Source organism: uncultured Agrobacterium sp. (assembly GCA_913777615.1).
In the GTDB taxonomy this organism is placed as follows: Bacteria; Pseudomonadota; Alphaproteobacteria; order Rhizobiales; family Rhizobiaceae; genus Agrobacterium.
In genome coordinates this window covers 47088-66008 of sequence record CAJYTK010000004.1, presented here as the reverse complement: position 1 = coordinate 66008, position 18921 = coordinate 47088, and the positions used below count along the sequence as shown (strand labels likewise).

Annotated in this window: 22 protein-coding genes; 9 read left to right on the top strand and 13 right to left on the bottom strand. The window is 56.6% G+C overall.

Features of this window, described 5'->3' with window-relative positions; genetic code table 11:
* Positions 1–14 precede the first annotated feature (14 nt).
* The 3 genes from QZ862_RS02400 to QZ862_RS02390 form a co-directional block, all read right to left on the bottom strand.
* Positions 15–782 carry an EAL domain-containing protein gene (locus tag QZ862_RS02400; protein ID WP_296039540.1) on the bottom strand — a complete coding sequence of 256 codons (768 nt, stop codon included), beginning with the start codon at positions 780–782 and terminating at the stop codon, positions 15–17.
* 105 nt (positions 783–887) lie between these two features.
* A complete protein-coding gene (locus QZ862_RS02395) occupies positions 888–1250 on the bottom strand; it encodes a VOC family protein (RefSeq protein ID WP_296076238.1) in 363 nt (120 codons plus the stop codon).
* Positions 1251–1267: 17 nt separating this feature from the next.
* A complete protein-coding gene (locus QZ862_RS02390) occupies positions 1268–1882 on the bottom strand; it encodes a LysE family translocator (protein WP_296076234.1) in 615 nt (204 codons plus the stop codon).
* Between the two features lie 222 nt (positions 1883–2104).
* On the opposite strand from QZ862_RS02390, the gene ligA reads away from it, so the two are divergent.
* Together ligA and QZ862_RS02380 are read left to right on the top strand one after the other, a co-directional pair.
* Positions 2105–4279 carry an NAD-dependent DNA ligase LigA gene (gene ligA, locus QZ862_RS02385; protein WP_296097260.1) on the top strand — a complete coding sequence of 725 codons (2175 nt, stop codon included), beginning with the start codon at positions 2105–2107 and terminating at the stop codon, positions 4277–4279.
* Between the two features lie 391 nt (positions 4280–4670).
* A complete protein-coding gene (locus QZ862_RS02380; RefSeq protein WP_296097259.1) occupies positions 4671–5852 on the top strand; it encodes a hypothetical protein in 1182 nt (393 codons plus the stop codon).
* Here the strand turns inward: QZ862_RS02380 and QZ862_RS02375 are convergent.
* On the bottom strand, positions 5834–6421 hold the full coding sequence (locus tag QZ862_RS02375; RefSeq protein WP_296097257.1) for a GNAT family N-acetyltransferase: 588 nt from the start codon (positions 6419–6421) through the stop codon (positions 5834–5836). The two genes, QZ862_RS02380 and QZ862_RS02375, sit on opposite strands and share 19 nt — an antisense overlap.
* Positions 6422–6627: 206 nt before the next feature.
* Entirely contained in the window at positions 6628–7548 is a 921-nt protein-coding gene (locus tag QZ862_RS02370; protein ID WP_296097255.1) for a DMT family transporter, read from the bottom strand.
* Positions 7549–7678: 130 nt separating this feature from the next.
* On the opposite strand from QZ862_RS02370, the gene QZ862_RS02365 reads away from it, so the two are divergent.
* Both QZ862_RS02365 and QZ862_RS02360 read left to right on the top strand, forming a co-directional pair.
* Positions 7679–8269, top strand: coding sequence for a 3'-5' exonuclease (locus tag QZ862_RS02365; RefSeq protein WP_296097253.1), 591 nt, complete (start codon positions 7679–7681; stop codon positions 8267–8269).
* Between the two features lie 63 nt (positions 8270–8332).
* A complete protein-coding gene (locus QZ862_RS02360; RefSeq protein ID WP_296014023.1) occupies positions 8333–8821 on the top strand; it encodes a CreA family protein in 489 nt (162 codons plus the stop codon).
* Positions 8822–8910: 89 nt separating this feature from the next.
* Here the strand turns inward: QZ862_RS02360 and QZ862_RS02355 are convergent, their stop codons facing one another.
* Together QZ862_RS02355 and QZ862_RS02350 are read right to left on the bottom strand one after the other, a co-directional pair.
* Positions 8911–9378: a chemotaxis protein CheW gene (locus tag QZ862_RS02355; RefSeq protein WP_062426540.1), complete on the bottom strand. Its 468-nt coding sequence runs from the start codon at positions 9376–9378 to the stop codon at positions 8911–8913.
* A 291-nt stretch (positions 9379–9669) separates the two neighbouring features.
* Positions 9670–9957, bottom strand: coding sequence for a hypothetical protein (locus QZ862_RS02350; RefSeq protein WP_296097251.1), 288 nt, complete (start codon positions 9955–9957; stop codon positions 9670–9672).
* Here QZ862_RS02350 and QZ862_RS02345 point away from each other — a divergent pair.
* Together QZ862_RS02345 and QZ862_RS02340 are read left to right on the top strand one after the other, a co-directional pair.
* Entirely contained in the window at positions 9956–10555 is a 600-nt protein-coding gene (locus tag QZ862_RS02345) for an SCO family protein (RefSeq protein WP_296097249.1), read from the top strand. The two genes, QZ862_RS02350 and QZ862_RS02345, sit on opposite strands and share 2 nt — an antisense overlap.
* Before the next feature lie 100 nt (positions 10556–10655).
* Complete coding sequence (locus QZ862_RS02340) at positions 10656–11540, top strand: 50S ribosomal protein L11 methyltransferase (protein ID WP_296039557.1); 885 nt, start codon at positions 10656–10658, stop codon at positions 11538–11540.
* 141 nt (positions 11541–11681) lie between these two features.
* Here QZ862_RS02340 and QZ862_RS02335 read toward each other — a convergent pair whose 3' ends face one another.
* A complete protein-coding gene (locus QZ862_RS02335) occupies positions 11682–11855 on the bottom strand; it encodes a hypothetical protein (protein WP_296014029.1) in 174 nt (57 codons plus the stop codon).
* Positions 11856–12117: 262 nt separating this feature from the next.
* On the opposite strand from QZ862_RS02335, the gene QZ862_RS02330 reads away from it, so the two are divergent.
* A complete protein-coding gene (locus QZ862_RS02330; RefSeq protein ID WP_296097247.1) occupies positions 12118–13947 on the top strand; it encodes an aminopeptidase P family protein in 1830 nt (609 codons plus the stop codon).
* Between the two features lie 27 nt (positions 13948–13974).
* On the opposite strand, the gene QZ862_RS02325 is transcribed toward QZ862_RS02330, so the two are convergent.
* Both QZ862_RS02325 and QZ862_RS02320 read right to left on the bottom strand, forming a co-directional pair.
* On the bottom strand, positions 13975–14289 hold the full coding sequence (locus QZ862_RS02325) for an AzlD family protein (RefSeq protein ID WP_296014032.1): 315 nt from the start codon (positions 14287–14289) through the stop codon (positions 13975–13977).
* Complete coding sequence (locus QZ862_RS02320; RefSeq protein ID WP_296039562.1) at positions 14286–14999, bottom strand: AzlC family ABC transporter permease; 714 nt, start codon at positions 14997–14999, stop codon at positions 14286–14288. The genes QZ862_RS02325 and QZ862_RS02320 overlap by 4 nt, the downstream gene beginning before the upstream one ends.
* A 187-nt stretch (positions 15000–15186) precedes the next feature.
* Between QZ862_RS02320 and QZ862_RS02315 the strand changes: the two genes are divergently transcribed.
* Positions 15187–15435, top strand: coding sequence for a DUF2164 domain-containing protein (locus tag QZ862_RS02315; protein WP_296084926.1), 249 nt, complete (start codon positions 15187–15189; stop codon positions 15433–15435).
* 4 nt (positions 15436–15439) lie between these two features.
* Here the strand turns inward: QZ862_RS02315 and pncA are convergent, their stop codons facing one another.
* On the bottom strand, positions 15440–16066 hold the full coding sequence (gene pncA / locus QZ862_RS02310; RefSeq protein WP_296097245.1) for a bifunctional nicotinamidase/pyrazinamidase: 627 nt from the start codon (positions 16064–16066) through the stop codon (positions 15440–15442).
* Between the two features lie 405 nt (positions 16067–16471).
* Here pncA and QZ862_RS02305 point away from each other — a divergent pair, with 405 nt between their 5' ends.
* Entirely contained in the window at positions 16472–17743 is a 1272-nt protein-coding gene (locus tag QZ862_RS02305; protein ID WP_296097243.1) for a tlde1 domain-containing protein, read from the top strand.
* Between the two features lie 151 nt (positions 17744–17894).
* On the opposite strand, the gene QZ862_RS02300 is transcribed toward QZ862_RS02305, so the two are convergent.
* Positions 17895–18317: a DMT family transporter gene (locus tag QZ862_RS02300; protein WP_296039569.1), complete on the bottom strand. Its 423-nt coding sequence runs from the start codon at positions 18315–18317 to the stop codon at positions 17895–17897.
* Entirely contained in the window at positions 18314–18787 is a 474-nt protein-coding gene (locus QZ862_RS02295) for a DMT family transporter (RefSeq protein ID WP_296097241.1), read from the bottom strand. The genes QZ862_RS02300 and QZ862_RS02295 overlap by 4 nt, the downstream gene beginning before the upstream one ends.
* Between the last annotated feature and the right edge of the window lie 134 nt (positions 18788–18921).

Below are 18921 nucleotides of genomic sequence, written 5' to 3'. Positions count from 1 at the left end.
GCTGAACTTTGCCGTCAGGCGGCAGGCGCAAGCAATTCTTGGACCGTGCTTGGCACGACAACCGACTCGAAGGCGGGTTTCGCCAGAAGGTATCCCTGCACCAGAACAACGCCGAGATCGCGAAGTACCGAAAGTTCACCGGCGGTTTCCACACCCTCACAGAGAGGTGTGATATTCAGATCGGCCAGCATATTCAATGTATTGCGAACAATGACGCGTCTGACCGGATCGCGGTCGATCCCGCGGATCATGTCCATGTCGAGCTTGACGATATCGGGCTGGAAATGGGTGAGAAGACCGAGCCCGGAATAGCCGGCACCGAAATCATCGATCGCCGTCATGAACCCGATGTCCCGGTATGTGCGCAAGATATTCAGCACATGCACAGAGTCCAGCTTCTCCGTTTCCGTGAACTCGAAAATGATACGGTTCAGCGGGAAGCCGGTCTTCATAGCGGTTGCGAGCGTCAGGCGGATGCAGGCGCGCGGCTCGTAGACGGCGTTCGGCATGAAGTTGATGGAGAGCTTGGTGGTTTCCGTCGGGTCGAAAAGGCGCGCTGCCAGCTCAATTGCCTTGATGCGACATTGCTGATCGAACCTATATCGGTTGCTGTCATCGACCTGAGACAGGATCGTTCCAGCGCCCTCGCCATTCGGACCACGCACCAGCGCCTCATTGGCAAACACCGAACCGGTGTTGACATCAAATATCGGCTGGAATGCCATCGAGAATGGCAAATCGACCCCCTTGCCCTCGCGGCAACCTTCACAATTTGTCGACATGTCCAACTTTTCTCCATGGTTGTTGCGGAAACCTAGCTGGGTGATGTTAACTATTCGTGTGGAAGGCGCGATATAAACTGTGTTCGAAAGCGTACGGTCGGACGCTTAACTGTCGTCTTGGTGAGACAAAATATTGATCAATCGCCCAAAGGGATCTCTTACGTAGAAACGCGTTACCCCCCAAGGCTCATCGGCAGGCCCATATTCTAGCGCCAGGCCTGCGGCTGTTACCCGTAGAAGTACCTCCTGAAGGTTGTCCACTTCAATCGAGAGATCCGGGACAGGCGTGCCTGATCCGCCTTGGGTTGCGATGCTGATCTGCGGCCTGGCTTCTATTGCCGGTGCGGCGAAGGTCGCGATCCACCCGTGGTCCATTATGAGGTCGAGGCCGAGGATATCGCGATAAAACGCCTGTGCGGTTTTGACATCCGGCGCGGCAATATTGGCGACAATCCTTTTGACGACCATGGTCGCTTCGCTCCTTGTCATCGGCTGGCGGCGACAGCCACGCCTGAGCCGATCATGACGCTGCCTGCAACGCGATTGACACGCTTCACGATGCGTTCGGATCGTAGAAGCTTCCGTGCCCGGACCGCAAGCATCACGTGTCCGCCGATCACCAAGACCTCCACGCCCAGGATGACGGCGGCAAGTACTGCCAAATGATCCACGTTCAGCGACGTGCCGACGATATTGGGCAGGAGGGCCACATAGAACAGCGGCATTTTTGGATTGCCTAGATTGAGTACGAAGCCGGTGAGGAGGATGGAAAGAAGCCCTTGTCTTCCACCCGCTGGCTGAAGCTCCGGCACGACGGCCGGTGTCGTCCACATCTGCACGCCCATCCAGATCAGATAGGCCGCGCCACCATAGCGCAGAACAGTCATGACGACGCCCATCTCCTGCGCGACCAGCGACAGGCCGAAGGCGGCGAGTGTGAGAAAGATCAGGATACCAGCGACGGTGCCTATCCCGTAAGCAATCCCTGATAGCGCGCCATGGGTGATGGTTCGGGCGACGATCGTCATGTTGTCGGGGCCGGGACTGGCTGCAAAGACGAAGAACGCAGCGGCGAAGGCAAGAACAGTCGTCATGTCCATTGGTCAGCTCCGGAACAGATTTATCATCCGGATGTTCAGAGTAGCCGATTCCGGGCCGATGAAAAGGGGCCGGTTTGTCCGCCTCGATAGCCGAACAAGCGCTATCTTTCAGATTCGCGTCTATTCAGATATTCGTTGTGGCATGGCGTTATCGCAAAACCGCTTCACACTTTCGCACGACATGCTCTAAAAGCACTGGCAGATTTCCCCAATGAGGCCGCCATGTCGAACGACCAGACACCTGTCGAAAACCTGACCGAGCTTGAAGCGTCTTCAGAGCTCGCTTTTCTCGCAGCAGAACTGGCGCGGCACGATGCGCTCTATCACGGCAAGGATCAGCCGGAGATTTCAGACGCAGAATATGACGCGCTGAAACGGCGCAATGACGCGATCGAGGCGGCATTTCCTGCATTGGTGCGGGCCGATAGTCCGTCGAAGAAGGTGGGCTTTACGCCCCTGCCAACCTTTGCGCCCATCGTTCACGCGCGCCCGATGCTTTCGCTCGACAATACCTTTTCCGAGGAAGATGTTACGGATTTCGTGGCTTCGGTTTACCGTTTCCTCGGCCGTCCGCCGGATGATTCCATCGCCTTCACGGCCGAGCCTAAAATCGACGGACTTTCCATGTCCATTCGCTATGAGCGTGGAAGACTGACGACGGCGGCCACTCGCGGTGACGGAACGACGGGCGAAAACGTTACTGCCAATATCAGGACGATCAAAGAAGTTCCTAACGAGTTGCCCGCTGGGGCGCCGGACGTCGTAGAGGTGCGCGGTGAGGTCTACATGGCCAAAAGCGACTTCCTGGCTCTGAACGCGCAGATGGAGGCCGAGGGCAAGCAGACCTATGTCAATCCGCGCAACACCGCGTCCGGTTCGCTACGCCAGCTCGATCCGACTGTGACGGCCCGGCGCAAGCTGAGATTTTTCGCTTATGCGTTGGGTGAGGTTTCGAATGGTGGCCAGCCGACCCGTATTGCCGACACACAGCACGGCATCGTTGAGACGTTTCGCAAGTGGGGCTTTCCCGTCAACCCCTTGATGAAGAGATTCACCTCTGCCGCGCAACTGCTTGAGCATTATCATGAAATCGGCATTGCCAGACCGGATCTCGATTATGACATCGATGGCGTGGTCTACAAGGTCGATGAGCTCGATCTGCAAGAGCGCCTCGGGTTTCGCTCCCGGAGCCCTCGCTGGGCGACAGCGCATAAGTTTCCCGCTGAGCAGGCTTTCACAATGGTGGAGGCGATCGACATTCAGGTGGGACGCACAGGTGCGCTGACGCCAGTGGCGCGGCTGACGCCGATCACCGTCGGCGGCGTGGTGGTGACGAATGCGACATTGCACAATGCTGATTACATCGATGGCATCGGCAATAACGGTGAGCGCATCCGCCCACAGGAGCACGATATCCGCATTGGCGACACCGTCATCGTTCAGCGGGCAGGCGATGTCATTCCGCAGGTCCTCGATATCGTGCTGGAACGTCGCCCCGACGGTCTGAAGCCCTATGAGTTTCCGAAGAAGTGCCCGGTTTGTGGCAGCCACGCGGTGCGTGAGCGCAATGAAAAGACCGGCAAGCTCGATTCGGTGACGCGTTGCACGGGCGGTTTCGTCTGCCGGGCGCAGGCAGTGGAGCATCTGAAGCATTTTGTCTCGCGAAATGCCTTCGATATCGAGGGGCTTGGCACCAAGCAGATCGAGTTTTTCTTCGAGAGTGACGATCCGGCGCTGTCGATCAAGACTGCTGCGGATATCTTTACGCTGAAGGAGCGGCAGGACAAAAGCGCACTGACCAAGCTTGAGAATATCGATGGCTTCGGCAAGGTCAGCGTGAAGAAGCTTTTCGATGCCATTGATGCCAGGCGCGAGATCGATCTGCACCGGCTGATCTTTGCCTTGGGCATTCGCCATGTCGGGGAAACCACCGCAAAGCTTTTGGCCCGAAATTACGGTACTTACGCACATTTCGAAGAATCAATGAAGGATGCTGCGGATATCTCCGGTGATGCATGGAGCGAGCTCAACACGATCGATGGTATCGGCGAGGTCGTAGCACGCGCCATTGTGGAGTTCTACAAGGAGCCGCGCAATCTCGATGTCATCGACCGGTTGATAAAGGAACTGCGCCCGAAGGAGGCGGAGAAACCCTTGACGGAGGGAAGCCCGGTGGCTGGCAAGACGGTCGTCTTTACCGGGTCGCTGGAGAAATTCACCCGCGATGAGGCCAAGGCGCGGGCCGAAAGCCTCGGCGCCAAGGTGGCGGGATCGGTGTCGAAGAAGACCGATATCGTCGTGGCAGGTCCCGGTGCAGGATCGAAGTTGGATAAGGCACGCGAGCTTGGTGTGCAGACCATGGATGAGGATGAATGGCTGGCTTTGATCGGGGGGTGACTGCAGGGTCGTTTCGCATGTCCCGCTACAATCACTGTTTAGGAGCCTACTAAGGCGAGCGGAGTGCGGACGAGACGAGAGACTGAGCGAATGGTCGCGCGGGATTATTCGCGAGTTGATGAAAGATCATCTCCAAGATGGCAAGGGCTGATGAAGAAGGTATGCCGAACAGACACTCTTGATGCTTTTGCTCCACACCCTTAAATTTCGGTTGCTGAGTTCAGTATCAATTCCAAATTGTGCAACCCATCTGTATGTGTCACAGATCTCAGGGGCTACAGCATCGGGCCGATGCGTGGATTAAAGAAGATAGGGCGTCCTTTGTGCGTTTCATAAGACGCACGGCGTTCTAGGGGCGCAAATGGACATATTTTCTTATAGACTTCTGACCTTGAATGAACTGCAGGACGTGCTTTTTTCCTGGGCGATTCTGTTCGGGTCTGCTGCTTTAAGCGCAACGGTCTTCAAATTCGACTTTCAGCTCAGGCGCCCGCTTTACGCCTTCATCGTTGGCATCGCTGTGCTCGTTTTGGGGATACGATCTGCCTCCTTTGTCGCAGTATTTGACGCAATCAAGGGCGGATATCTGACGCAACTGACGCTCGCGCTTTATGGGGTATTGGTTCCGATCGGCATTTTAATGGGGATTTTTTCCGCAGCGCGAAGCAGGGACGCTTATGGCTCCTCCGACAAGTGGGCATATGGACTTATCCCCATCCTCAACTTGGTCATGCTGTTCGCGCCCTCGCAGGAAAACGCTGACAAAACGGGCTTCTTCAGAAGGGCCGGGAAGATCGCAGTCGTCAGCGTCGCCGTAATGCTGATGCTGTCAGGTCATGTGGTGCGGTTGCTAGCCGAAAAGCAGGCTGAAATATCCCAGACGGATATCGATCCCGAATTGCAGAAGAAGATTGTCTTTTATGAGCTTCGTAGCGGCAACATGGCTTCTTATGCTACGCTCATCACGCAGGAGTTGTCCAACTCAAAGGATTATAGTGCTGTCTTCACGAGCAAACATGTGGATGTTGATGAGTTGACAGTCAATTATACTTTTGAAGTCGCGGATAAGGATTATCGGTTCTCGGAAATATGGCGCGATTCCCTGATCAATGATTTATGCGAGGGAAAATCGGGAATCTTGATAGATGCTGGCGCGACGATCAATCAAAAGTATCTTTCCAATGACGGAACGGTATTGGCCGAGCTGAGCCTTGACGCAGCCTCTTGCGATCAGTGGGCGTCGAAGCTGGATAGTAATATGAAGCAGGTCGCCAGATCCATTGATGGAGTAAAGGAAATCAATGGATTGAATTTGAGAGTTCGTGCCGAATATTATGATAAAACATTGAGTATTCGTTATATCGCCAATCAGGTTCCTGAGGAAGGCTGGGAAAATCGTATTTCAGAGAGCTTGTGTAACAACAATGATCTGAGGATCATAATGGGTTTTAATATCAACATTCATACCTTTTTTTTCTATGGGGCCAGGCGCGTCGGCGACTTTTCGGTCAACTCTCAGATTTGCGATACGCGATCACAGAAGAGTGCAAGTTCTCAAGGTAAGATATTGTAAGTCGCAATCTCCAGCCGATGCTGGAGATTGCTCCAATTGAACGACCTCAGCCGCGCCATCAAGTAACAATCGGCATATGCGCCGGCTCGGAAGGCGTATTGGCGCATCGTGCCTTCTTTCTCGAAGCCGAACTTTTCATACAGCCGGATAGCGGGCGCGTTGTCGGTGAAGACGTTGAGCTCGATCCGTTTCAAGTCATGCCAGTTATCGGCAGCGTCCAGCAAAGTCTTGATGAAGAGCGTTCCGAGCCCCTTGCCCGTGAAGTCATCATGGATGCCGAGCCCGAGCGATGCCGCGTGTCTTCGACGGCCACGTTGGGCGTGCAGGCCAGCGTTTCCGAGTAGCATTCCATGCCATTCTGCGACGATAACGATATCGGCGTGCGTCAGCGATTCGATATATTGGCGGGTGTGAGCGACGCTCTGGAAGGGCTGGCGCAGCGTGCCGTGGCGGACGCCCGGCATGTTCAGCACCTGTGCCAATGCTTCGGCATCGTCAGGGCGTATGCCGCGGATGGTGACGTCGTCGAGTGAAAAATCGGCGGGAGATGGTTCCTGGGACGGCGACATGCTGTTTCCTTTTGGTTGGAAGAGCAGGTGCATCCTCTTGCCCTGCTGCTTCGGCAGGGCTCTGGTGTAAAGATCGCGCGACCTATCGCGCCAATGCTCGACACAGGGCTCCACCGTCCACCGGCGCGCCGGTGGTACCCGTGGAAAGCATCACTGTGTTGGTCTTTGCGATCATGACGGAAGGATGAGGTCACAGGCCAGCCCTGTCAAGACGCCTTCAGAGACTTGCGCCGCAACAGCCGTCCATCGATGGCAACGAGGCCAGCGGCAATCATCGCCATGCCGATGAAATGCTTCGCTGCAAGCTGTTCTCCGAGCGCCAGCGATCCGAGCAGGATGGCGCTGACAGGAATGAGGAAGGTGACGAGCGCAAGATTGGTCGCCCCTGCTGAGGAGAGAATGCGGAAGAAGATCAGATAGGCAAGTGCGGTAGAGAGGAGCGCGATGCCAAACAGCGCCGCCCATGTCTCGCCACTCGGAATGGCGAGCGTCCATGGCCGGTCGATGACCATGGCAAGCGGAAGAAGCAACAGGCTCGAGGCGGTAATCTGGCCGGTGGCCGTGACCAGTGGGGCGACGCCCATGATCTTGAAACGCCGTCCGAAAACGCTAGCGAAGGAATAGGATATCGCGGCTCCCAGAATGGCAAGTTGACCCAATAAGCTCGATCTCTCACCGCTGAGTGCAGCGGGGCCGATCAAGGTTGCGACGCCTGCAAAACCGATGATGACGCCTGCCAGCTTGTTGGCGTTGAGTTTTTCATCTGTGGTCAGCATATGGGCCACAAGCACGGTAAAGAGCGGTGTGGTGGCATTGAGGATGGAGGCGACGCCGCTTGCAATATGCGTCTGGCCCCAGACGATCAGCGAAAAGGGTATGATGTTGTTCAGCAGCCCCATCACGATGAAGGCGCGGAGAACCTCCGGCTTTCGCGGCAGGCTGTAGGCGAGCACCCGACACACCGTGAGCAGCGCGAGCGCTGCAATAAACACCCGTAGAGTGACGATGGTGATCGGCGGCACTTCTCTGACCGCGATGCCCACAAAGAAGAAGGAGCCGCCCCAAAGGATGGACAGGGCGACGAGCATTGCCCATTCCGTCGAATTCATTCGGCTATGTACGCTCATCTCGATCATCCCCGTCGCGGTATTGGGGCTTTAAGCTGGGGCGGCTGTGGTTCCCACCCGTTTCTTGCCCGGTGGTTCATTTCCGGGCCATTTTGTTCTATGCCGTTTGCGATATACGGGGAATCACCTCTTGAAAACAATCGCAATCGATTTCGAAACCGCCAATGAAGAGCGTGGTAGCGCTTGCTCGGTTGGGCTCGCCTGGATCGAGGACGGCGCAATCACGCGGGTAGAAGAACGGCTGATCCGGCCGAAAGACATGCGCTTTTCGCCCTTCAATATTGCCGTCCACGGCATTCGTCCAGCAGATGTGGAGGATGCTCCGGAGTTTCCCGAGGTGATGGAAGAGTTTGTCGACGAGTTTCGCGATGCGACGATGATCGCGCATAATGCTGCTTTCGATTTCAGCGTCATGCGCGCCAGCTTCGACAAATATCGGCAGAGTTATCCGTCGCTTTCTTATTTCTGCAGCGTGAAGATGGCGCAGCGCGTCTGGCCGTCGCTACCGTCGCACAAGCTCAACATCATCGCGCATCATCTGCAGCTTCGGTTCGTCCACCATAATGCGGCAGAAGACGCCGTTGTCTGCGCCTCTGCGGCTCTAGCGGCGGCGAAGTCCCTCGCACTTCAGCATGTGCGCGACATTCCAGCAAAGATCGGCATGGTTGCAGGGCGTTTGCACGCTTTGGGCTACGAGCCCTGCACCATGAGAAAACGATAATCCAACGGCTTGTCACCGTCGCGCGCCACCCTATCTGTTGTTGCAGACATGGAGGTAAAGGCGATGGTTTCAAAGAAGTTTCGGGCAATTCTGGTGGCGGGGCTTGTGCTTGCTCCGCTCGGCGCGCTGGCGCAAGTGGTGGGCAAGGTCGGCGTGGACTGGACCGGCAACGATATCGTTGTGGAGGCCATTGCCGATCCCAAGGTAAAGGGTGTTACTTGCCACATTACCTATTTCGACCGCGGCGTGATCGACCGGCTAAAAAACGGCAACTGGTTCGAAGACCCTTCCAATAACGCCATTTCGTGCAGCCAGACCGGGCCGGTCGAAGTTGACGATATCGATCTTTCCAAGGGTGGGGAGGAAGTTTTCCGTCAGGGCATGTCGCTCGTGTGGAAGAAAATGGTCGTCAACCGGATTTACGATAAGGCCAATGACGCCCTGATCTATCTGGTCCACACCCGCGAACTTACCGATGGCTCGGCTAAGATGGCGATCTCGACCGTGCCACTCTATGGGCAGACGGTCACATGGAAGAACGGTAAGCCTTAAGACTTGGGACGTGCGCGGACTGTGCGCACTCAACGAAAAACGGCGGACCCGAAGGCCCGCCGTTTTATGAAGTTCGTCAAGACCGGTGGTTAGGCAGCTTCGCGCGACAGTTCGTCGGCGATGACCGTGTCGAGGTTGAGGAAGCAGACCATACTCTTTTCCAGCGCCACGATGCCGCGGCAGAAATTGCGCTGCTCTTCAGGAATGATTTCCGGGGCAGGCTGGAGGTCTTCCGAGCGGATGGTCATCATATCGGATACCTGTTCGACCAGAAGGCCAACCAGTTTGCCGCCAATATCGGTGACGATGATTGCGGAGCGTTCGGACGGTTCGGTCATCTTCATGCCAAGGCGGCAAGCCATGTCGATAACCGGGATAACTGCGCCACGAAGGTTTATGAGGCCGAGAACGTAAGGCGGGGTATGGGGCATCGGCGTGACTGGCGCCCAACCGCGAATTTCGCGGATCGCCATGATGTCGATGCAGAATTCCTGATCGCCGAGATGGAAGGAAACGATTTCGAGGTATGCGCCGGATTGTTTGATGGCGTTCGACATGGTCGTTGCTTGTCCTGACGGCTCTCTGGCGGGCCGCTTGTTTGGGAAGATGAATGCGGTGTCCAGTTGAACCCGGTGACATCATGTCGTGCGCTTATGCGGACCGCTGACGAACATGATGGCAAGAATCGTTTAAACTTTCACTAACAAATACATTCAAACCTCTTGTTACCAAGCTTTGCACTTTGCCTGGCAAGGATATTGCAGTATTGTTTGGCGATGAGCGGATTATCGTCCAACACCGGAAAGTTGCTTCTTGGCGCTGCTGCAACAGCAGCATTTCTTTATGTGTCAGTGGCAACCTTCGACGGCTGGCTGCGGCACGGCACGGACATCTTCATCGCTTCGGTACAAAACGGCATTGCCTGGTGTTTTTGACCGGCCTCTACGCTGACTTCCTTTCTTGCATGGCACTGGGACAAAACAGCGCGGTTCGGCTTTCAAGCCGTTGTTGATTTGCGCAATGTTGAAGGCTTGGTTATCAAGCGCTTTAGGGCGCTTGGCGTCAATCGAGAGCGGTTCGCGATCATCCGCACCATGCTCTCGGACATTGTGTGTGGCATGGTGAGGAAACAGCATGAAATCGATCCGTCTTGCGCTCTGGGGTGCCGTGGTCGTTCTTTTGGGCGTCATGGGCTGGTTGACTGTTGAATTGACCAAGAGTCGCGAACAGATGGTGGAGGAAGCCTATGGCGTTCCGTTCCAGCTGGTCGCTCAGAACGGCCAGCCGATTACCGAAAAGGCTTTTCAGGGCAAGCCGACAGCGTTGTTTTTTGGTTTTACGCATTGCCCCGAGGTTTGCCCGACAACGCTGTTCGAGTTGAATGGCTGGATGGAGAAGGTGGACCCGGCAGGCGACAAGCTGCAAGCCTATTTCGTCTCCGTAGATCCCGAGCGGGACACGCCCGAGGTGATGAACCAATATATTTCCAATGTCTCAAAGCGCATTACCGGTATTACCGGGGCTCCGGACAAGATTGCTGAAACGCTGAAGGGCTATCGCATCTACGCCAAGAAGGTGCCGGTCGATGAGAAGGAGCCGAATGGCGATTATACGATGGATCATACCGCCTCAGTGATCCTGCTTCGGCCCGATGGCTCATTTGCCGGGACGATTGCCTACGGCGAAAATCCGGATATCGCCGTCCAGAAGCTGCAAAATCTCGTCAAATCCTAAGCGGGCCGCGCAAGAAACTCGCTTCGCTCCATTGGATTGGTGTGTGTTTTGTGGCAAAGGCTGACGCGTCAACCAGCCAGGTTTTGAGAAAGCGTCTGCCGTGAGCGAAATCCGTCTCTATGTCACCACAACCGAAGTTCAGGCAGGCGATGTGCTCGACGTGATGTCTGAGGTTTTCGGCGAGGAAGATATTGCGATTGCGACCACCGAAGTGGATGAGAAGCGCGATATCTGGGAAGCGTCGATCTATATGCTGCGCGAGCAGGAAGAAGAGATCGCGGAGCGCTTTGCGTCCTTGCTACAGGCGTCCTTTCCGCACCTCGTCATCGAGCGCGAAGTCATTCCCGATGTCGACTGGATCGCCAAATCGCTCGAAGGGCTGAAGCCGGTGAGAGCAGGGCGCTTCCTCGTTCACGGGTCGCACGATCGCGACAAGGTTCGACCAAACGATCTGGCCATCGAGATCGAGGCGGGGCAGGCTTTCGGGACCGGACACCACGGCACCACGGCAGGTTGCCTGGAAATGATCGAGGATGTGCTGCGCGCCCGTACCATCCGCAATGCGCTCGATCTGGGAACGGGAAGCGGTGTGCTGGCAATCGCTGCCGCGAAAATGCGTAAAGTTCCTGTGCTGGCTACAGACATCGATCCGATCGCTATCCGGGTCGCAAAGGAAAATGCGCGGCTGAACGGCATCGTCTCCGGAATATCTTTCGAAACCGCGCCCGGGTTCCATTCGGACTCCTTTCGCCGGCATGGGCCGTTCGATCTGATTATCGCCAATATCCTGGCGCGTCCTTTGATCAAGATGGCACCGCAGCTCGTTGCGCATCTGGCGCCCGGCGGCACGGTCATTCTGTCCGGTATCTTGAGCACCCAGCGCTGGAAGGTCCTGTCTGCTTATAATGGCATGAAGCTCAGCCATATCCGCACGATCTGGCGCAATGGCTGGGTCACGATCCATCTTCGCCGGGATGCCTTCTGAGACAATGAAAAAGGCGACGCTCGCGCGCCGCCTTTTCAATCGGTCCTTCTGACCGAATCCGCGAACCTTGGGAGGAGAGGCTCAAGCGGATAAACGTATTCTTTTCAAATCGGGCTTGGGAGGAGAAGACCCGATTGATGATCAGAATACGTAAGTGGATTTTGCCTTACGACGAAGCTCTTCACGTGTGGTGCCGAAAGCGGCGATCGTGGTCGCGTCGAGATTGAGCATTGCGCTGCTGACATGGCGATCGGCCTGACGCTGGCGGGCCTCAACGACGCGCTCGAATGCTGTGCGAAAGATCGACTTCGACATGTAGACATCCTTGTTTCACGGGCGTTTCGTCACCCTTTCGATGCTTTGGACCTTAAGCCATACCGGCGTTGCAGGCCATAGACGCTTCGGCATCCTTGCTATGCGATTTTCGCAATGCTCATCCATCTCGGCATCGAAAATCTTGCTAGTTGCCTACAGTTTGTGCGGATCGGCTGCAGGCAAAAGCGCCTGTGCTTAGGTCTGGACGTTCAAGACGCTGCCGGGATATGCTCGGCCACACTGACGATTTAGAAAGCATTCCATGTTTCAGTCCTTCGACAACAAATCCGCTCCACAATTCGGCAAAGCTCGCGTGGAGGCGCTACGCGCGACGTTCGATACGCTCGGAATTGATGGTTTTCTTATTCCCCGTGCTGACGAGTATCAGGGTGAATATGTTCCCGAATGCGCCGAGCGGATGGCGTGGCTCAGCGGCTTTACCGGATCTGCCGGCGTGGTGCTGGTGACGCGATCCGAGGCTATCGTATTCGTCGATGGTCGTTACACGACGCAGCTTGTGGCGCAGGTCGATCCATCGGTCTTCACGGGCGGCGACCTTGTTGGTGCGCCTCCCGCACGATGGCTTGCCGACAATGCGTCCGCGGGATTTCGCCTAGGCATCGATCCGTGGCTTCACACGAGCGCCGAGTTGTCGCGTCTTGAAAAAGCGCTGGAGGAGAAGGGGGGCTCGGTGGTCCTGCTTGCTGCCAATCCGCTCGATCCATTGTGGGAGGGGCGTCCAGCGGAGCCTCTCGAGCCGGTGACGATTCAGCCGGATGCTTTTACCGGTACCCCCGCGCGCGACAAGATCGGGGCGGTTGCGGCTGAGGCTAAAGGCCGGAAGGCAGATGCAGTTCTGGTCACCGATCCGTCTTCGATTGCCTGGATATTCAATATTCGCGGCAACGACGTTCCGCACACGCCGCATCCGCTTGCCCGTGCCATTATCCATGCGGACGGCAAGGCTGATCTGTTCCTGGATGAGCGAAAAACGAATGACGAGGTCAAAGGCTATCTTCGCGACCTCGCTGAGCTTCAGACGCCGGCAGAGATCAAGCCGATGCTTCGCAGCCTTGCGGAGAAAGGCGCGACGATCTTGGTTGACGCCGATGTGGTGCCGGTGGCGCTGACGCGGATCATCAAGGATACGGGAGGCTCGGTCGTAGAGGCCACGGATCCGGTGAAGCTGCCAAGGGCCTGCAAGAACGAGGCAGAGCTTGCCGGTTCCGCCGCTGCCCATATTCAGGACGGTGCGGCTATGGTCGAGTATCTGGCCTGGCTCGATGCCCAGCAGCCCGGCACTGTGACGGAAATCCAAGCGGTGAAGATGCTGGAGCAGACACGTGCCAAGCTTGGGCAGGCGATGCAGAACCCGCTGAAAGATATTTCCTTCGATACGATTTCCGGTTCCGGCCCGAATGCTGCGATCATTCATTACCGCGTGACCACCGACACGGATCGCACTCTACAGAATGGCGAGATGTTCCTGGTCGATTCCGGAGCGCAATATATAAACGGCACGACGGATATCACCCGCACTGTCGCCATCGGCTCTGTGCCTGAGGAGCAGAAGCGCTTCTTTACCCTGGTGTTGAAGGGCGTTATTGCCATCAGTGACGCGAAGTTTCCGAAAGGCACGCGCGGTTGCGATCTCGATCCGCTGGCGCGCATTGCATTGTGGAAGGCAGGCGCCGATTACGGCCACGGCACGGGCCATGGCGTCGGCTCCTATCTGTCGGTGCATGAGGGTCCGCAGCGCATCTCGCGCGTATCTCAGCAGGAACTGCTGCCCGGTATGATCCTTTCCAACGAGCCCGGCTACTACAGACCTGGTGCCTTCGGCATTCGTATCGAAAACCTGATCTATGTGCGGGAGGCGCAATCGATCGAAGGTGGCGACCAGCCCATGCTTTCCTTCGAAACGCTGACGTGGTGTCCGATCGACCGCAGGCTGATCGTTGTTTCTTTGCTGACGGAGGACGAGCGCAATTGGCTGAACGACTATCACGCCAAGACGCGGGAAAAGCTGCTGCCGTTGATCAGCGATGAGAGCGTCAAGCAGTGGCTGACGGCTGCGACCGAGGCTTTGTAACGTCACGCTTTTGGCGGCATTTTTAGCTCATGCGAGCTGAAAATGCCGCAACGCCACGACCAATGCCCAGCCAGCAAACAGCATGATCAGTCCGGGAAAGCGTAAACCGACGATCAGGGCCACGATCATGCCGAGTTTCACGTCATAGCCGCCCTCGAAAAAGGCCGGCGCCACAAGCGTGGTCAGAACCGCGACAGGCACGGCGTTTAGTCCGGCCTCCACGCGGGGTGGGATGGATTTCAGCCGCGTCATCAACACGTAGCCGCCAACGCGGGTGAGATAGGTCGCGACAGCGCCGGCAAAGATGATGATCAGCGTCTGAAGATGGAAAAACTCGCTCATGACGTTTGCACCTCACTGTCCGCATTTTTGGTTTTGGCAGGCGGCAAAATAACGGCGATGATGATGCCGGTCATCGCGCCGATGCTCACATGCCATGGCGAGCCGACGAAGTGGAAGGACGCGATCGCGCCCACGGCGCTTGCCAGCATGACGGGGTAGAAGCTGTCGCGCTTACGGAAACCGAGAACCATGCCCATGAAATAGATGGGTAGCAGCACGTCGAAGCCGAGCGCCTTTGGATCACCGACCAGATTACCGAGCGATGCGCCGAGGACGGTTGAGATCATCCACAGCACATAGACCACTAAGGCATAGCCCATATAGAGGGCATAACGCACTTGCCCGTGTATTTCCTTCTGCCGGACGGATTCGGCAAATTGCGGGTCGACGAGAAAGAAAAAGCCGATCGCCTTGCGGGCGAAGGACCACTCCGGAACGATGCGAACCATGGCGGCCGAATAGAGCACGTGCCGAAAATTGACGGCGAAGATCGACAGGACTACGAGCCAAGCGGGCAAGTTTTGATTGAAAAGCTCGATGCCGACGAGTTGGCTGGCGCCGGCGTAGATGATGCCGCTCATCAGCGTTGCTTCATAAATGGTTAGGCCATTGTCGATCGCGACGGCGCCAAACAGCGCGCCGAAGGGCAAGACGGCAAGAGCGACGGGAAGGCCAAGGCGGATGCCTGACCTGAAAGGTGACTGGGTCATGGGGAGCCGGTCCTGCACCGGAGAACATTGAATAGCTGTTGACCTACAGCCTTGGCGGCACCAGCACAAACAAAAATAAGGAATGGCTCGATTGATTTATTTGAAGCTGAAATTAAGCTGACTTGGCTTGGAGCGCGGTCCCGTCTTTTTAGACGCACAAAGCCCGATGCTGTAGGAGATCATCATTGTGGAACTCAAAGTCGATAAACAGCAGAAAGCAGCAATGACCAAGCTCGTTCGGGACTATCTGGTCAACGAACTCGACGTGGATATCAGCGGGTTGCAAAGCGAAATGCTGGTGGACCACCTTGCGCAGGTAATCGGCCCTCAGTTCTACAATCAGGGTTTAAGGGACGCGCAAGCTGTGATCTTGCGCCGCATGGACGATGCCGCCTCTGACATCGACGTGCTGGAGCAGCCCTTGCATGGCCGCTGACGGCTCAGGCTGTCAGAATATCGGTGCTATTGACGACCGCCACACCCTTGGCACGCATGGCTGCAATGGCGGCCTTGATGCCCTCCGGATCGATGCCTCGGCTCGCGTCCTCAATGAAGCGCACCTTAACATCCGGAAGCATGTCGCGCGCATCTAGCGCCGAGAAACTGACGCAGTAATCGGTTGCAAGGCCGCAAATATCGAGAACGGTCACACCCTGGCGGCTAAGATAGTCCGCAAGGCCAGTGGTTGCCCACTTATCGTTATCGCGAAAGGCGGAATAGCTGTCGACGGCAGGGTTGTCGCCCTTTTGCTGGATGAAATCGAAGGCCTGAATATTGAGATCGGGATGAAACTCCGCATCGGTTGTTCCCTGAACGCAATGGTCTGGCCACATGACTTGCGCTTTGCCTGACAGCTCACCCATCTCGAAAGGCTGCGTTCCCGGATGCTGAGATGCAAAGCTGCCGTGGTTGGCCGGATGCCAATCCTGGGAGGCGACGATCAGGTCGTAGCCGCCATTCTCGATCAGAGCGTTGGCGATCGGCACGACTTTGTCTCCATCGACAACGGGAAGATTTCCACCCGGGCAAAAACCGTTCTGGATGTCGATCAGTAATAGCGCTTTCATGTGTCTTCCCTGAACGTGTCGGAGCAGGTCGAGCTTAAAGGCTTTCAAGTAAAATGAAAGCCGGTGCCGCCGCTATCGCCCCATTTTCGGCTAAGTCAAAAGATACTGGCTTCTCTAGAAGAGGGGATCCAGACAAAGCCGGTTTGTGCGGCGCTGACAGCCTTGCTCTTTGGTTTCGACGTCCGAAAAAACCGGCGCGAACATCGAATCTTACCTGCATGACCACAGCTCACGCTTCAGGGACAGCGTTTTCAGGGGACTCGTAAAGACTTTGGTTACCATAATTCGGCATGCTTCGGACCTGTTCACTTCGAAGTTGGTGCGATTCGCTCCTTGCATTCGAAGCCAACACCAAGTCGCTGGCCATAGGCCGGTTTTGCGTAAACGGTTCGAGTAACGAGTATCATGGCGTCATCAGTCGTGACCTATCAGGGTCGCCCCGTGCGCGGCGCGTCCCCAGCCAAAAAACGTGCCGCTCTTTCTAGCGGTGGCTTCTCTGCCCTTATGGGCGGCGGAGTTCTTGCCAGCGTCTGCGCAATCGCGGCTTTTGCCTCCTTGCACGGGATGGCGCAGGCCTCGCATGGTGCGCGCGGTTTTGAGAAAACGCTGGTTGCGCGTCTGGATCGTCCCTCAAGCGATCCGTCCGATGCCGCTCAGCCGACTATCCACGTTCACAAATTTTCCAGGCTTTCGGCCAGCGCTGAAAGTCACCAGAAAATGACCCGCCTTGCAGCGGAGCATCACCTCAACGCCAAGCTTTTTGCCGCGCGTTTCGGTGCCGCCGCCATCGATGCTCAAGGGCAAGCGACAGTGAAGGAGCTTGCGGCGCTTCGCCCTTCGGCTATCGTCGATTCGGCGCTTGGACGCGGCCCTGAAACCGCCATGCTGGAAACGCCGACCGAGAAGGAACATCCGGCATTCGCAGCGGCGCTTGGACGTCCGCAACCAGCGGCGGAAGACGAAATCGACCTTCTGCCAGAGACGGTTCCACTGCCAAGTTTCCGCCCCGAGATTGCTAAGGCAATCGAAGTAGAGCCGATGCCGCGACCTGACCTTCCACCGGTCGCCGAAAAGACAGTCGCTACGCCTGCCACCATTCCAACACCCGTCAGACCGCCGGTGCAGCAGCCTGCAACGTCCACGATGGTGGCCTTTGCCAAGCCAGACAATCCGATGCGCGAAACGAAAATGGACGCTGTTCCGTGGCCCGACCGCGGCAATGGAACGGCCATCTATGATATTTCTGCAGGTGTTGTGCACCTCCCCAGCGGCGAAAAGCTTGAGGCCCATTCGGGCATCGGAAAGATGCGCGACAATCCCGATTTCGTTCACGTGAAGATGCGCGGCGCGACACCGCCTTCCAGTTACCGTCTGACGATGCGTGAATCGCTTTTCCATGGTGTCGAGGCGATTCGCCTTACGCCGGAAAACGGCGTGAACCCGCATGGCCGCAACGGTCTTCTGGCGCATACCTACATGCTGGCGAAGCGTGGTGAATCGAATGGCTGCGTCGTCTTCAAGGAATATCCGAAATTTCTCGCGGCTTTCAAACGCGGAGAAGTCAAGCGCCTGATCGTCGTGCCGAAGTTGAATGGACGTCCATCTGCCATGGCTGCCAGCAACGGTGGAAAGAGCGGGGGCAAAACCTTGTTCGGTAGCCTGTTCGGCAAGAGCTAAAACCGATCGCGGATTTTTGGGCTCCGCGCCTCACGCTTCAAAGCAGGTCCGATGAACGCGATTTTACCAGACCTGCTTTAACCCGTTTTCTGCATTTTCGGTCGTGTATCCGCCGAACTCTTTCGCGCGGACCGTGCTTTATGAAATCGCTTCAGCGTCGCCGTTGCGTCAGCACCATGCCGGCGAGGATGAGGAGCACACCGAGTGCCGTCGCCCAGATTTTCGGCGGCTGGTCGCTCAGGAAATCCAGCGCCACGCCGGATACCATCTGGCCGCTGATGACGAGAAGCGCGGTGTTGACCGCGCCGATGCGCGCGATGAGCCAACTTCCCGAGGCGATGAAGACCACGCCGATCGGACCGCCGATGAAAGCGTACCACGGCGCTTCAGTCGCGCCTTCAGGGAACAGGCCACCAATAAAAAGCCCCAGCAAAGTCAGAACCGCAAGTCCGACAAAGTGATTCCAGAAGGATGCGGTGAGCGGTGAAGTGGACAGGCTGAGACGCCCGTTGATCTGGCGGCTGAGCGACACGAAGACGCCCCCGACGAAAGCCATGGCGATCCAGACGATCATGTCGCTCTTCCTATGAGAATGATAAGAGCGCTGCCGCCGAGGATCAGGGCGATTGCCAGAATGTCTTGGCCTTGCGGACGTCGTTTTGGCAGACCAAACAAACCCCAGAAATCCGCCGCGAGGCTGAAAATGACCTGTCCCGCCAATCCGAGCGCGATGGTGCCGGAGAGGGCGAGCGGCGAGTTTACCGCCGTGGAGGTCAACATCACAAGCACCGCGCCGATCATTCCCCCGAGATAGGCCCACAATGGAGCCTTGGGCTTTGTCGCCTGTCCTGGTGCCCGTTTCCGGTAAAGCAAGGCCATCATAATGATGGCGGCAACAGTGCCCGTGGCATGCGCCGTCCAGGATGAAAAGAGAGCGTTGCCATAATGGGCGAGCAGTCCGTTGAAATGCACCATCAGGGTCAAGAGACCGCCACTGGCAAAGGCTGCGGCCAGGTGAAGCGGGTTGGAACGTGTCGGCGTCATGGGAATCTTCGTCTCTTCGAACTGATCCTTCAGATGCTTCGCTTTAGAGGTTCACGGGCCGAAAGCAAAATGAAATGCATTCATCGGCTCGATCCTGTGTGGTTATGACGTAAAGCCGGAACAAAATCCGCACA